The 13449-nt window shown below is 71.8% G+C and carries 15 protein-coding genes, 3 pseudogenes and 1 riboswitch; of the genes and pseudogenes, 11 read left to right on the forward strand and 7 right to left on the reverse strand.

Annotation, left to right across the window (positions count from 1 at the left end; genetic code table 11):
* Window positions 1–64: 64 nt before the first annotated feature.
* Complete coding sequence (locus tag LRS04_RS05080) at window positions 65–730, reverse strand: NTP transferase domain-containing protein (protein ID WP_257815435.1); 666 nt, start codon at window positions 728–730, stop codon at window positions 65–67.
* 29 nt (window positions 731–759) lie between these two features.
* Here LRS04_RS05080 and moaA point away from each other — a divergent pair, with 29 nt between their 5' ends.
* Genes moaA through LRS04_RS05095 form a run of 3 tightly spaced genes read left to right on the forward strand, consistent with a single transcriptional unit; the run spans window position 760 to window position 2489 of the window.
* Window positions 760–1788 carry a GTP 3',8-cyclase MoaA gene (gene moaA / locus LRS04_RS05085; protein WP_257815436.1) on the forward strand — a complete coding sequence of 343 codons (1029 nt, stop codon included), beginning with the start codon at window positions 760–762 and terminating at the stop codon, window positions 1786–1788.
* Between the two features lie 3 nt (window positions 1789–1791).
* Window positions 1792–2031, forward strand: coding sequence for a MoaD/ThiS family protein (locus LRS04_RS05090; RefSeq protein WP_257815437.1), 240 nt, complete (start codon window positions 1792–1794; stop codon window positions 2029–2031).
* The gene (locus LRS04_RS05095; RefSeq protein ID WP_257815438.1) at window positions 2028–2489 is read left to right on the forward strand and encodes a molybdenum cofactor biosynthesis protein MoaE; all 462 of its coding nucleotides are present in this window, start codon (window positions 2028–2030) and stop codon (window positions 2487–2489) included. Before LRS04_RS05090 ends, LRS04_RS05095 begins: the two co-directional genes overlap by 4 nt.
* Here LRS04_RS05095 and LRS04_RS05100 read toward each other — a convergent pair.
* Entirely contained in the window at window positions 2486–2953 is a 468-nt protein-coding gene (locus LRS04_RS05100; RefSeq protein ID WP_257815439.1) for a hypothetical protein, read from the reverse strand. The two genes, LRS04_RS05095 and LRS04_RS05100, sit on opposite strands and share 4 nt — an antisense overlap.
* A 159-nt stretch (window positions 2954–3112) precedes the next feature.
* Between LRS04_RS05100 and moaB the strand changes: the two genes are divergently transcribed.
* The 5 genes and pseudogenes from moaB to LRS04_RS26590 form a co-directional block, all read left to right on the forward strand.
* Window positions 3113–3664: a molybdenum cofactor biosynthesis protein B gene (moaB, locus tag LRS04_RS05105; protein WP_257815440.1), complete on the forward strand. Its 552-nt coding sequence runs from the start codon at window positions 3113–3115 to the stop codon at window positions 3662–3664.
* The gene (gene moaC, locus LRS04_RS05110) at window positions 3661–4134 is read left to right on the forward strand and encodes a cyclic pyranopterin monophosphate synthase MoaC (protein WP_257815441.1); all 474 of its coding nucleotides are present in this window, start codon (window positions 3661–3663) and stop codon (window positions 4132–4134) included. The genes moaB and moaC overlap by 4 nt, the downstream gene beginning before the upstream one ends.
* Before the next feature lie 83 nt (window positions 4135–4217).
* Window positions 4218–4265, forward strand: a pseudogene (locus tag LRS04_RS26585) (hypothetical protein); the annotation flags it as partial.
* A gap of 73 nt (window positions 4266–4338) precedes the next feature.
* Window positions 4339–4410, forward strand: a pseudogene (locus LRS04_RS27615) (hypothetical protein); the annotation flags it as partial.
* A 121-nt stretch (window positions 4411–4531) separates the two neighbouring features.
* A pseudogene (locus LRS04_RS26590) lies at window positions 4532–5263 on the forward strand (molybdopterin molybdotransferase MoeA); the annotation flags it as partial.
* Here the strand turns inward: LRS04_RS26590 and LRS04_RS26595 are convergent.
* Both LRS04_RS26595 and LRS04_RS05120 read right to left on the reverse strand, forming a co-directional pair.
* Window positions 5232–5621, reverse strand: coding sequence for an XdhC family protein (locus LRS04_RS26595; protein ID WP_308238076.1), 390 nt, complete (start codon window positions 5619–5621; stop codon window positions 5232–5234). The pseudogene LRS04_RS26590 and the gene LRS04_RS26595 sit on opposite strands and share 32 nt — an antisense overlap.
* A gap of 49 nt (window positions 5622–5670) precedes the next feature.
* Complete coding sequence (locus LRS04_RS05120; protein ID WP_308238077.1) at window positions 5671–6309, reverse strand: XdhC family protein; 639 nt, start codon at window positions 6307–6309, stop codon at window positions 5671–5673.
* 96 nt (window positions 6310–6405) lie between these two features.
* Here LRS04_RS05120 and LRS04_RS05125 point away from each other — a divergent pair, with 96 nt between their 5' ends.
* The gene (locus LRS04_RS05125; protein ID WP_257815442.1) at window positions 6406–7278 is read left to right on the forward strand and encodes a bifunctional regulator KidO; all 873 of its coding nucleotides are present in this window, start codon (window positions 6406–6408) and stop codon (window positions 7276–7278) included.
* A gap of 4 nt (window positions 7279–7282) precedes the next feature.
* Here the strand turns inward: LRS04_RS05125 and LRS04_RS05130 are convergent, their stop codons facing one another.
* A complete protein-coding gene (locus LRS04_RS05130; protein WP_257815443.1) occupies window positions 7283–8479 on the reverse strand; it encodes a Xaa-Pro peptidase family protein in 1197 nt (398 codons plus the stop codon).
* 53 nt (window positions 8480–8532) lie between these two features.
* Here LRS04_RS05130 and LRS04_RS05135 point away from each other — a divergent pair, with 53 nt between their 5' ends.
* Entirely contained in the window at window positions 8533–9444 is a 912-nt protein-coding gene (locus LRS04_RS05135; protein ID WP_257815444.1) for an aminotransferase class IV, read from the forward strand.
* Entirely contained in the window at window positions 9441–10157 is a 717-nt protein-coding gene (locus LRS04_RS05140; protein WP_257815445.1) for a sulfotransferase, read from the forward strand. Before LRS04_RS05135 ends, LRS04_RS05140 begins: the two co-directional genes overlap by 4 nt.
* On the opposite strand, the gene LRS04_RS05145 is transcribed toward LRS04_RS05140, so the two are convergent.
* Both LRS04_RS05145 and LRS04_RS05150 read right to left on the reverse strand, forming a co-directional pair.
* Window positions 10154–11926, reverse strand: coding sequence for a TonB-dependent siderophore receptor (locus LRS04_RS05145; RefSeq protein WP_257815446.1), 1773 nt, complete (start codon window positions 11924–11926; stop codon window positions 10154–10156). The two genes, LRS04_RS05140 and LRS04_RS05145, sit on opposite strands and share 4 nt — an antisense overlap.
* 87 nt (window positions 11927–12013) lie before the next feature.
* Window positions 12014–12224, reverse strand: a riboswitch (cobalamin riboswitch).
* Window positions 12225–12377: 153 nt separating this feature from the next.
* Window positions 12378–13244, reverse strand: coding sequence for a dienelactone hydrolase family protein (locus LRS04_RS05150; protein WP_257815447.1), 867 nt, complete (start codon window positions 13242–13244; stop codon window positions 12378–12380).
* Between the last annotated feature and the right edge of the window lie 205 nt (window positions 13245–13449).

Consider the following 13449-nt stretch of genomic DNA (forward strand, 5'->3'; position numbering starts at 1 on the left):
CACCCCGGCCAAAGCCGGGGTCCATGCGGCGCGATCCGTGGCTGGGCCGCGCCAGGTCGCCGATTCAGCTTGGGTCCCGGCTTTCGCCGGGATGAGCGGCTGAGGGGATGTCCTCGCGCCGGTCCACATCGTAGAGCACCCCGTCGTCCGGGGCCTCGACCAGGGCCAGCCGGTCGCCCAGGCCGTCGAGGATGGCCCGCGCGCCCCGGTCGCCGCTGAGCGCCAGCATCTCGGGGAACAGCGCCGCCGATAGCAGCACTGGATTGCCCCGCCGCCCCTGAAATACCGGCGCGGCGGCCTCAGCCCCGCCGCGCACCGCCTCGGCCATGGGCGCCAGGATGTCCCTGGGCACGCGCGGCATGTCGCCCAGGAACACGAAGGCCCCCGCCGTCTCGGTCGGCAGGCCCGCGATCCCCATGCGGAGCGAATGCGCCATGCCCAGCGCATAGTCGGCGGCGTGCACCATCCGAAGCCGGTCGTGCAGGCCCAGCCGGTCGGCCAGGCGGATCGCCGCCTGGGCCACAGCCGCCTCCTCGGCGCCGGTCACCACCGTGACGCTGCGGGCCGGCGCCGCGAAGGCGCAGGCCAGGGCCCCGTCCAGCAGCACGCCGGCCATATAGGGGGCCAGCAGCTTGCCGCCGCCGAACCGCGCGCCTGCGCCCGCCGCCAGCACCACCGCCTCGAAGGGCCGCGATGGGTCCGCCCCGATCGTGCCTCCCTCTGTCGCCACGCGCCGTTCCTCTCTATCCTGTGCGCTGCATGACGCCCTATGACGCCACATCCGGGCAAGGCCCCCGTGCGTTGACGGACGGTTTCGGCCGCACGGTCACCTACCTGCGCGTCTCGGTGACGGACCGTTGCGACCTGCGCTGCGTCTACTGCATGGCCGAGCACATGACCTTTCTGCCGAAGGCCGAGGTGCTGACGCTGGAGGAGTTGGACCGCATCGCGTCCGCCTTCGTGGCCCTGGGCGTGCGGAAGCTGCGCATCACCGGCGGCGAGCCCCTGGTCCGCAAGGGCGTCATGGACCTGATCGAGGGCCTTGGCCGCCACCTCCGGTCCGGCGCGCTGGACGAGATCACGCTCACCACCAACGGCACTCGGCTCACCGAATTCGCCGGCCGGCTGGCCGACGCGGGCGTGCGCCGGATCAACGTCTCGCTCGACACCCTGAAGCCGGCCCTGTTCCGCACGCTCACCCGCGGCGGCGACCTCGCCAAGGTCGTGGCCGGGATCGACGCGGCCCAGGCGGCCGGCCTGCACGTGAAGATCAACGCCGTGGCGCTGAAGGACGACAACGCCGCCGAGCTCCCCGAGCTGATCCGCTGGGCGCACGGCCGCGGCTGCGACATGACCCTCATCGAGACCATGCCGCTCGGCGAGGTCGAGGCCGACCGCACCGACCAGTACCTCTCGCTGAAGCAGGTCCGCGCGGAGCTGGAGAGCTTCTGGACGCTCACCGACATCCCGCTCTCCACCGGCGGGCCGGCGCGCTACGTGGAGGTGGCCGAGACCGGCGGCCGGCTGGGGTTCATCACCCCGCTCAGCCACAATTTCTGCGAGGCCTGCAACCGCGTGCGGCTCACCTGCACCGGCACCCTGCATTCCTGTCTGGGCCAGGACGACGCGTCCGACCTGCGCGCGGTGATCCGCGCCGGCGCCTCGGATACGGACCTCGCCGACGCCATCCGGCTGGCGGTCGACGCCAAACCGAAGGGCCACGACTTCCAGATCGCCCGCGCCGCCGCCCCCGCCGTCCGGCGGCACATGTCGACCACGGGCGGCTAGACCATGGCGCGCGTCCTGCTGTTCGGCCGCCTCAGCGACGTGGCGGGCTGGCGTGAGCGCGAGATCGACGCCCCGTTCCTGTCCGCGCTCCGCGCCCGGCTCGGCACGGACGACCCCAGCCTCGGCGAGGCGCTCGCCGGCCCCGGCGTCCAGGTCGCCCTCGACCAGGTCATCGTGCGCGGCGACGCGCCGCTCAATGCCAGGACCGAGGTCGCCTTCCTGCCGCCGATGAGCGGCGGATGACGATCCGCCTCACCTTCGACCCATTCGACCCCGGCGCCCTGCTGACGGAATTCTGCCGGGGCCGGGCGGAGGTCGGCGCCGTGGCCAGCTTCACCGGCCTCGCCCGCGCCGAGGCCGGCTCGACCACCACCCTGGAGCTCGAGGCCTACCCGGGCTTCACGGAAGCGGCTATCGACAAGATCGCCGGGGAGGCCACGCGGCGCTTCGGCCTGCTCGACCATCTGATCCTGCACCGGGTCGGCAGGATCGCGCCCGGCGAGGCGATCGTCTTCGTGGCCACGGCCGCACGCCATCGCCGCGAGGCTTTCGAGGCCTGCGACTTCCTGATGGACTACCTGAAGTCCCGCGCCCCCTTCTGGAAGAAGGAGGTCGGTCCCGACGGCGAACGCTGGATTGAGCCGCGCGACCAGGATCACGCCGACATCGCGCGCTGGGACGGCCAGCGCGCCGACCCTTAGGAGCCCTTGTCGGCCAGCTTCCGGACCACCTCGTGGAAGCGCACCGCCATGTCCTCCAGCGCCGAGCGGGCCGGCTCCACCTGCATGTAGGCGGTGGCGGTGTAGTGGATCTGGTTGCCGTGCTTCACCAGCCAGCCGGCCTCGACCAGTTCGGACACCTTCCGCCGGACACTCTCTCTCGGCATGCCGGTGGAATCGGCGATGGAGCGGATGTTGATGCCCAGCGACGGCAGCACGGGCACGCGTCCGGCCTTCAGCTCCTCCGTGGTGAAGGTGGCGAAGTCCGGGTGCTGGGTGCTGCGCACCGCCACGACCAGGAGGATGGTGATCTTGTCGGTGTCGCCGCCCGTGATGCTCCGCCCCACGGTCATGAACCGGAGTATCGGCTCGAGCAGATCCGGTGCGATCGCTGGATAGCTCTCGTGGACCTGGGCCAGGAGCCTGTCCCGCTCAGAGCCGGGCATTGGAGGTCTCTCCGTCCGTGTTTGCGGGCGCCCCAGTCGAACGACGTTACATGAAAGACGCCGGCCGAGGATAGGTCGCCTATCCGACTCTTGGCCGACGCCCCTACCCAGGCCGGAGCCCCCCGCGCTAGAAAGGGCGCCGACCAGAGGAGCCCGCCCATGAACGCCCCCGTCCTCACGCCCGGCGGCCGCATCGACACCTCTCAGCCGATCAAGGCTGTGCGGGTGGCGGTACTGACCATCTCCGACACCCGCGATGAGGAGAGCGACACCTCCGGCCACCTGCTGGCCGAGCGGGTAAAGGGCGCCGGCCACGAACTCGCCGCCAAGGGCATCGTTCCCGACGATGTGGAGGCCATCCGCAAACAGGTGCTGGCGTGGGTCGACCAGGGGGTCGAGGCCATCGTCACCACCGGGGGCACCGGCATCACCGGCCGCGACGTGACGCCGGAGGCGATCCGCCCGCTGTTCGACAAAGAGATCGACGGCTTCTCCGTGATCTTCCATCTGGTCAGCTACCGGTCCGTGGGCCTCTCCACCCTGCAGAGCCGGGCGCTCGCCGGCATCGTGAAAGGCTGCTTCGTTTTCTGCCTGCCGGGCTCCAACGGCGCCGTCCGCGACGGCTGGGACAAGGTGATCGCCGCCCAGCTCGACAGCCGCCATGGTCCCTGCAACATGGTCGAGCTGATGCCCCGGCTGCTCGAGGCGTGAGCCGGCTCACCCATATCGACGAGAGCGGCCGCGCCCGGATGGTCGACGTCTCCGACAAGGCCGTCACCGCCCGCGAGGCGGTGGCAGAAGGCTTCCTGCGAATGGCCCCTGAGACCCTGGCGCTGGCGCTATCCGGCGAGGGGAAGAAGGGCGACGTCCGCGCGGTGGCCGAGATCGCCGGCGTCATGGCCGCCAAGAAGACCTCCGACCTGATCCCCATGTGCCACCCGCTGCCGATCGCCAAGGCCGAGGTCCGGGTGGAGCCCGGCGACGGCGGGCTTTCCGTCACCGCCCGGGTGAAGACCACCGGCCAGACCGGCGTGGAGATGGAGGCGCTCACGGCCGCCTCGGTGGCGCTGCTCACCCTCTACGACATGCTCAAGGCCGCCGAGAAGGGCATGGTCATCGAGGCCGTGCGCCTCGTCGAGAAGACCGGCGGCAAGTCCGGCGACTGGCGGGCGGAGCCGTAACTTCGCCTCCCGCCGCGCAGCGGGGGAGGTAATAGGATGGCATGACGATGAAGCTCCTCACGGTCGACGACGCCCGGGCCCGCATGCTCGCCGAGATCGCGCCCCTGCCGGCCGAGGACGTTCCGCTGGGCGCCGCCGCGGGCCGGGTGCTCGCCGAGGATGTCGCCGCGGTGCGCGACCAGCCGCCATTCCCCCGCCTCGGCCATGGACGGTTACGCGGTCCGCGCCGCCGACTGCCCCGCCGTGCTGCGGGTGGTCGGCGAGAGCGCCGCCGGTCACGGCTACGAAGGCTTCGTCCAGGCCGGCGAGGCGGTGCGGATCTTCACCGGCGCCCGCGGTCCCCGCCGGCTGCGACGCTGTGGTCATCCAGGAGGACTGCGAGCGCAGCGGCGGCGAGGTGCGCGCGCCCGCCACCGCGCCTGGTCATCACGTCCGCCCTTCCGGCGGCGACTTCCGGGCCGGACAGACCCTGCTGGTCCAGGGGACAAGGCTCGATCCCTGGCGCATCTCGCTTGCCGCCTCGGCCGGGCGCGCCGGCGTGCTGGCCTACCGGAAGCCGCGCGTCGCCCTGCTCTCCACCGGCGAGGAGATCGTCGAAGCGCCGGCCGCCCCTGGCCCTTTCCAGATCTACGATTCCGGCGCACCCGGGCTGGCCGCCATGATGGCCGCCTGGGGCGCCGAGGTGACCCGCGCCAGGCCGCTGGCCGACGACCTCGGCGCGGTGATCGAGGCGCTCCGCGCCGCCGACGCCGACCTCGTGGTCACCCTTGGCGGCGCTTCGGTGGGCGACCACGACCTGGTGCGCGACGCCGGCCTGGCGCTGGGCCTCGCGTTCCAGGTGGAGAGTGTCGCGGTCCGGCCGGGCAAGCCGACCTTCTTCGGCGTGCTCGGCGACGGCCGCCGGATGCTGGGCCTGCCCGGCAACCCGGCCTCGGCCTTCGTCTGCGCCGAGATGTTCCTGAAGCCGATCCTGATGGCCTTCCAGGGCGCGCCGACCGAGCCCCACACCATCACCGCCCGGCTCGCGCAGGACCTCCCCGCCAACGGCGCGCGCGAGCACTGGATGCGCGCCAAGCTTTCCCATGCCGACGGCGGCGTCACCATTCTCCCCTACCGCGACCAGGACTCCTCGCTGGTGGGGATCTTCGCGGCCTCCGACGCCCTGCTCCGGCGTCAGGCCGGGCGCCGGCCGCCGCCGCCGGGACCGTGGTCGAGGTGCTGCCGCTCGCGCGCGCGTAGCGCAGGGCCATCACCTCGCCGATCACCGAGACGGCCACTTCCCAGGGCGCCTTGCCGCCGATGTCGAGGCCGATCGGCGCGTGCAGCCGCGCGATGGCGCCCTCCGGCACCCCCGCCGCGCGCAGCCGCGCCAGCCGCTCCGGCAGCCGGGCCCTCGCCCCCAGCAGGCCCACATAGGCCGCCGGCGACGGCAGGGCGGCGCGCAACGCCGCCTGGTCGGTCTCCAGGTCGTGGGTGGCGATCGCCACGGAGGTCCAGGCGTCGAGGTCCAGCGCGGCCAGCGCCGTCGCCGGCTCATCACGGCGATAGGCGACGCCTGCGATCGGCGGCGGCGCCCTCGGGTCCCTTCGGCCGGATCAGCGTCGTCTCGAAGCCGGACCGCACGCCCAGCTCGGCGATGGCCAGCGCCGTCGGATCGCTCCCCACCACCGCCAGACGCGGGACCGGCTCGTACAGCCGCTCGACACGGGCTTCTGGCCAGGCCGAGGTCAGCTCGGGCACGCAGGCCCGCGCAAAGCCGTCGCTGATCCACACCACCGGCCGGCGGTCGGTCTCCGCCGACAGCAGTTCGGCCAGCGCCGGGTCGTCGGCCGGCACGCGCTCCACGAAGATCTCGATCCGCGCCCCGCACAGCAGCCGAATGTCCGGCCACGGGCTGCCCTCGCCATAAACCAGCGTGCGCGGCTCGCCGTCGGAAAGGCAGGCGAAGGCATGGTCAGCCACGTCGCTCTCCACGCAGCCGCCGGAGAAGTAGCCGGCGACGATCCCCTCGCCGAACACCATCTGGGTCCCCTCGGGCCGCGGGCCGCCGCCCTCGACGCTGACAAGGGTGGCCAGCGCCACCGGAAGACCCGCGTCCCGCGCCCGCCTGAGCGCCGGCCGGACATCGTCGGGCAGCCCGAACACCGGCCATTCCGGCAGCGGCTCCCGGGTCACGTCTTAACCCTCAGGCAAGGTTGTGTAGACGGGTTCGTAAGCATCTCAGGCTCATGATGACGGCTCATAGGGATCTGACCAAGACCTACGCCTTCCATGAGTTCACCGATCAACAAGCTGGGCCTCGGCTCGGGCCAGTTCGGCCTCGACCAGCCCGCCTTCCGCGGCCGCCCGCGGGACGCCGAGGCGCGCGACATCCTCGCGATCGCCGCGCGCTCCGGGATCGGCACGCTGGAGGTGGGCCGTTGCCCGGCGACCGCGGAAACCACGATCGGCCAGATCACCCCGAAGCCCAATCCTTTCCGCATGACCGTCACCACCGTGCGCCCCGACCGCGGGCCGGACCTGGTGGAGGCGGAGCTGCGCCAGCAGCTTCAGCGTCTGGGCGTCGACCGCGTCGACACCATCCTGGCGCCGTCGGCCACCGACCTCTTTTCGCCGAACGGCCCGGTGGTCTGGGACCGCCTGCGCGCGCTGCGTGACGCCGGCCTCTGCCGCAAGATCGGCGTCTCGGTCTATGCCTCGGACGATCCGATCGGCCTTGCGAAACGCTTCAAGCCGGACGTCATCCAGGCGCCGGCCTCCCTGCTGGACCAGCGCCTGCTGATCGACGGCACTCTCTCCGAGCTGTGCGAGATGGGCGTCGAGGTGCAACTCCGCTCGATCTTCCTGAACGGCCTCCTGTTCCTGCCGCCTGACCGGGCGCCCAGCCACCTCAAGGCCGCCGCCGGCCGTATCTCCCGCGCCCGCCGGCTGATCGCCGAGGGCCGCTCGGACCCGCTGCAGGCCGCCCTCGGCTTCGCGCTGTCGCGGCCGGAAGCGTCCACCGTCCTCGTCGGCGTGGCCTCGGCCGCCGAGATGAGCGCCGTGGTCGCCGCGGCCATGAGCCCGCCCCCGGACCTCGACTGGGACGAAATGGCCATCAACGACCCCGTCGCCCTCGACGACCGCGCCTGGGCCGCGGCCTAATTCCTCACACCGGCTGATCTATACGAGGCTGCGGCGGCGTGAACCAGGCCGCGCCGCCTTCCGTCACATGGAAGTGGTCCTCCAGCCGGATGCCGAAGGCCCCGGGGACGACGATCATCGGCTCGTTCGAGAAGCACATGCCGGGCTGCAGCGGGGTCCTGTCGCCCTTCACCAGATAGGGCGCCTCGTGGACCGAGAGCCCGATGCCGTGACCGGTCCGGTGCGGCAGGCCTGGCAGCTCGTAGGCCGGCCCGAAGCCCTCGGCCTGCAGCACCCGCCGGGCCACCGCGTCGATCTCCTCGCAGGGAACGCCCGGCTTCACGGCGGCGAAGGCGGCGGCCTGGGCGCGCTTCTCCACCTCCCAGATGCGGATCATCTCCTGCGTGGGCTGGCCAAAGACGTAGGTCCGCGTGATGTCGGAGTTGTAGCCCTGCACCCGGCAGCCGGTGTCGATCAGCACGATGTCGCCGTCGGCCAGCCGCTGCTCGCCCGGCACGCCGTGCGGATAGGACGAGGCCTCGCCGAACTGCACCGCGCAAAACGAGGAGCCGTCGTCCGCGCCCAGCGCCCGGTGCGCCTGGTCGATGAACCGCCGGACCTCGGTCGTGGTGATCCCCTCGGCCAGCACCCGCGCGGCCCGCCGGTGGACCTCCAGCGTCATGGCCTTGGCCTGGGACATCAGCGCGAGTTCGGCCGCGGACTTGATCATCCGGCAGCCGTCGACCACCGCGGCGGCGTTGGTCATCAGGATGTCAGGCGCCGCGGTCCGGAGCCCGTCGTACGTGAAGAAGGCCAGCGCCGGGTCGATGGCCAGGGTCTCGCAGTCCAGCTCGCGAAGCACCGTCGCCGTGAGGTCGTAGGGGTTCTCGTGCTCCTCCCAGAGCCGGAGCGACGCCTCGATTCCGAGCGAGGCCCGCAACGATCCCTCCTCGAACCTCGGGCAGATCATCTTGGGCTCGCCCGAGCGCGGCAGGACCATGGCGACGAGCCGCTCCGTGGCGTTCCAGCCGACGCCGGCGAAGTAGCGCAGCGAGGCCCCGGCGCCGATGACCATGGCGTCGGCCCCCAGCCCGGCCATCAGCCCCTGAGCCTTGGCGAGGCGGGCCTCGCGCTCCTCGCGGGTGATCGGCGGCGCCGGGTTCGGCCACCGCTTCAGCTCCGCCAATTCCCGCTCGATGGTCGATCCGCCGATGCTCGTCATGGCCGGGCTCCTCAGGACTTGGCCGCAGTCTAGCGCCGCGCCTAGGGTGCGCCATGCCCGGAAGCCAGGATTTCGCCGCCGATCCCCGGAACGCCGACCTGAAGGTCTATGTGAACGGCGAGTTGGTCCCGAAGCACGAGGCGCGGGTGTCCGTCTTCGACGCCGGCTTCGTGCTGGGCGATGGAGTCTGGGAGGGCCTTCGCGTCCACAAGGGCCGCCTGCTGTTCCTCGAGGCCCACCTCGACCGGCTGTTCGCCGGCCTCGCCCGCATCGGTCTCGACATCGGTCTGACCCAGGCCGAACTGACCGCCGAGATCCGGAAGACGCTCGCCGCCAACAAGATGGACGACGGCGGGCACCTGCGTCTGATGATCACCCGGGGCGAGAAGGCGGCGGTCAACCAGGATCCCCGCAACTGGCTGAGCAGACCGACCATCGTCATCACCGCGGAGTTCAAGCAGCCCAGCCCTGAGGTCGTCACGCGCGGCCTGGCGCTCGCCACCTCGGCGATCCGCTGCACGCCGGCCGAGATGTTCGACATGCGGCTCAATTCGCACAGCCGGCTGTCACTGATCCTTGCCCTGCAGGACGCCATCGCCAAGGGCGGCGACGAGGCCCTGATGCTCGACCCGAACGGCTTCGTCTCCAGCTGCAACGCCACCAACTTCTTCTGGGTGAAGGGCGGCCGGGTGATGACGTCCACGGGCGACTACTGCTTCAACGGCGTGACCCGGGCCAACGTCATCCAGATCTGCCGCGAGGAGGGCGTCCCGATCACCCTTGGCGACTTCGAGCTGGCCGATGTCCACGACGCCGACGAGGCCTTCGTCACCGGCACCTTCGGCGGCCTGACCCCCGTGCGCGAGATCGACGGCCACGGCCTGCCCGCCGCCCTGCCCGGCCCGGTGACCGACCGCCTCCGCGCCGCCTACGAGCGGCTGAAGGACCGGGACGCGCAGGCATGACCCTTCGCATCGCCATGTGGTCGGGGCCGCGCAACATCTCGACCGCCATGATGCGCAGCTTCGGGAACCGCGCCGACACCCGGGTCGTCGACGAGCCATTCTACGCCGCCTACCTCGCCGCGACGGGCCTCGACCACCCGATGCGCGAGGCGGTGCTGGCCGCCCAGCCGCAGGACTGGGCGCAGGTCGTGGCGGAGCTCGACGCCCTCGAAGGTCCGGTGGTCTACGAGAAGCACATGACCCACCACATGCTGCCTGCCTTCGGCCTGGGGTGGATGAAGGAGCGGCGCAACGCCTTCCTGGTCCGTGATCCCGCCGAGGCGCTGGCGAGCTACGCGGTCAAGCGGGGCGAGGTGACGCTCGACGACATCGGGGTGGTGCGGCAGCGGGAGCTGTTCGAGCGGGAGGCCGACCGCCTGGGCCAGGCGCCGCCGGTGGTCCGGGGGGCCGATGTGCTGGCGGACCCGGAGGGGACGTTGCGCCGGCTGTGCGAGCGACTCGGCATCGTATTCACGTCCGACATGCTCAGCTGGCCAGCGGGGCGCAGGGACAGCGATGGCGTCTGGGCGCCGGCCTGGTACGACGCGGTGGAGCGCTCCACGGGCTTCGCCAGGCCGGAGAACGCCGAGCCGCGTCCGCTTTCCGCCGAACTTCGACGGATCGCCGACGCGGCCCGGCCCCATTACGAGGCCCTGGCGCGCTACCGGCTCTAGTTGCGCAGGCGGATGCCGACGAAGGCGGTGCGCCCAGGTTCGCCGTAGCCGAAGCTCTCGGAATAGGTCTCGTCGGTCAGGTTCTCGACCCGGGCCGTCAGCGTGACCCGTTCGTTGAGCGCCCAGCCGGCCGAGACGTCCGCGGTCGTGAAGCCCTTGCGGGTCACCCGGCTGAAGCCGTCGCGGGCGGTGTCGCTCTGGCTGGACTCGGCGCGGACGGTGAGCGCGCCGGACAGCCGCTCGCCGGTCCAGAACAGGCTGGCGGCGCCCGAATGGTCGGGGACGCGGATCAGGCTGGCGTTGGTCGAACGGTCGACGGCGTCGGTCCAGGCGTAGGCCAGGCGGGCGCTGAGCTGGGGCGTGAGGTCGAGCTCGGCCTCGGCCTCCAGGCCCTCGGAGCGGGTGCGGGCGATGTTGATGTAGCGCGAGCCCTGGTAGGCGATCTGGTCCTTGACGTTCAGGCGGTAGGCGGTGAGCGCGGCGCGGGCCCGCCCGCCGGTCCAGCCGAGGCGCAGGTCGTAGCCTTCGGCCTTCTCGGGCACGAGGGCCACGGGCGGGGCGAAGCAGAAGTCGCAGGCGTACTGGCTGATGGTGGGGATCTTGAAGCCCGTGCCGGCGGAGGCGGTCAGGGCGAACCCTGCGCCCAGCTCGGTCTTGGCGGAGAGGCGGCCGGTGGCGCGGCCCTTGAAGTGGTCCGGCTCGTCGTAGCGGGCGCTGGCGGTGAGGGTGACGGCCGCAAGGTCGGTGCGGAACACGCCGAAGGCCGAGGTGACCGAGAGGTCCTGCTTGAGGCGGCCGGAGAGGTCGGCCTCGGTGGCCTGGCGCTCGGCGCCGAGGATCAGGCCGTCGCGCGCGGCGGTGGCGCGGACCACGACCCGCTGGGCGTCGAACTGCGCGGGGAAGTCGGAGATGTTCTTCCGCTTCAGGTCGTAGCCGGAGACGCTGAGCGCGTTCTGGAAGCCGAGCGCGTCGAAGCGGGCGCGGACGAAGCCGGACCAGGCGCGGCTCTCGTTGCGGTCGTCCGTGTCGCCCAGCGCGAAGGCCGGAGCCGGGAAGCCGTCGATGTCGATGGCGCTGTCGGTGTAGCGGAGCTTGCCGTCGAAGGCGCCCAGGCGGGCGGCGAGGTTGGCGGTGACGGTCTCGAAGCCGTCCTTCTCGGTCCCGGTGTCGGCCTTGGAGACCCCGTCGGTGCGGAAACCGGTGACAGTGGCCGAGACCGCCCCCTCGTCCCAGACGGTGCCGACGCCCGCGAAGCCGCGCAGGGTGTCGAGGCCGCCGCCTTCGGCGGAGAGCCGCCAGCCGTCGATCTCGCGGGTGACGATGGAGACCACGCCGCCGATCGCCTCGGAGCCCCAGAGCGAGCCCTGCGGCCCCGACAGCACCTCGATCCGCTCCACGTCGTCGGTCGTGAGCGACGAGGGGTCGTAGGCGCCGCCCGGGTCGGCCGGGTCGCCGTTCGGCACGCCGTCTATCAGCACCAGGGTCTTGTCCGCGCCCGCCCCGCGGATACGGATGGCGCCGACGCCGCCGAAGGCGCCGGTGCGGGCGATGGCGACGCCGGGCACGGTCGACAGGACCTCGGTGACGAACGGGTTCTGCCGGGCCTCCAGCTCGGCGCGGCCGATCACCCGGGCGCCGGTGACCTCGTCCACCGCGCTCGGCAGGCGGGTGGCGGTGACGATGACCTCGTCGACGCTGGCGGCGTCAGCGGCGAGAACGGGCGTGGAGAGGGCCGCAATCGCGGCGGTGGAGAGAAGAAGATTGCGCATGTGGCGCCTCCGTCGTTTCAGCGATGTCGCTGCGACGGAGGGCGCGGAATTGCGCCGTCCCGCGCCGGCTGGCCTGGACCCGGGCCACGGACGAGCGACGAAGACGGCAGGTCTCCTGGCTCACGGGTCACCGGTTCCGCGCCCTCGCCTTCCCGGTTTCCCAGTGGCGCCCCTCGCGGGGATAGGCGCGGCCCTCGCCGCTCACAGTTGCGGGCACAGCCGGGGAGTCGGGCGGACGCCCTCACCCCAGTTCCCTCTTGGCCCCCGGCTAAGGGGGACCGCCTTCATGCGGCGGCTTGTGGCAGAGGTTGGGGTCCGGCGGCAAGGTCCCGCTGCGGGAGGGAGAACCAACACCGTCATCCTAGGCCTTGTGCCTAGGATCCCTGCCTCCACGGCCCCTGCGAGAGGGATCCCAGGCACAAGGCCTGGGATGACGGCCTCGGATGGTTCGCTACTTCAGCGCGCGCTTGTACATGGCGCTGAGTTCGGACCAGGCGCGTTCGGCCTGGGCCTGGTCGTAGACCTGGGAGCCGGGGACGCACCAGCCATGGTCGGCGGGGTAGACCTCGACGGTCGCCTTCTTCCTGGCGTCGGCGAAGGCCTTCTTCAGCACCTCCTTGTCGTTCGGCGCGCGGGCGTCGTCGTTCTTGGCCACGGCCACGAGGTACTCGGCGTTGGTCTTCGGGATCAGCAGGTGCGGGCTGGACGGCTGGTCGGTGACCAGGCCGCCGCCGTGGAAGGAGCCCACCGCGCCGATGCGGTTCGGGACCGCGGCGGCCGTGCGGAAGGAGAGCGGCCCGCCCATGCAGTAGCCCTGCACGCCGACCTTGGCCTTCTTGTTGGTCTGGGGCTGGGCGTCGAGGAAGGCGACATAGGCGACGCTGTCCTTGTCGATCCCCTCGTTGGTCATGGCCTGGCGGTAGCCCATCAGCACCTTGCGGGTCTCGGGGTCGCCGAAGTTGATGTCGCCCGGCATCACCGGGGCGGTGTGCGAGCGGTAGAACGGGTTCACCACGAGGACGACATAGCCCTGGGCGGCGAGCCGGCGGCCCATCTCCCGCTTCACGGGGCGCAGGCCCATGATGTCGGGCCACAGCAGGACGGCGGGCCAGGTCCCCTTGCCCTCGGGGTAGAAGAGGGCGCTGTCCGAGACGCCGTCGGGGGTGGTGACCTTGACGTCCTTCTCCACGACCTTGGCCTGGGCGCCCGCCGCGCTGGCCGCGGCGATCCCGGCGGCGGCGACCGTCCAGAGGCCGAGGTTGCGGCGCGAGACCGTCGGGTCCGTCACCAGGCCGGGGTGGATGTCGTCGTCACACATGGGGGCGTCCTCCGCGCTTCTTCGGTTGGCGGAAGGAACGGTGACCAATGTTGCGGGCGTATGTCCACTGTGCCGGCGCGGCCGGATGCGGTGGACGGTCGGAGGCCGATTTTTTTTGAACCACAGAAAGACACAGAAAGACACAGAAAGGGGGGCGTCGAGGGGGCGGCGCCCTGCGGCTGTCATCCGGTCTCGCCGCGGCCCA

It is taken from the genome of Phenylobacterium sp. J367 (assembly GCF_024699985.1).
Classification (GTDB): Bacteria; Pseudomonadota; Alphaproteobacteria; order Caulobacterales; family Caulobacteraceae; genus Phenylobacterium.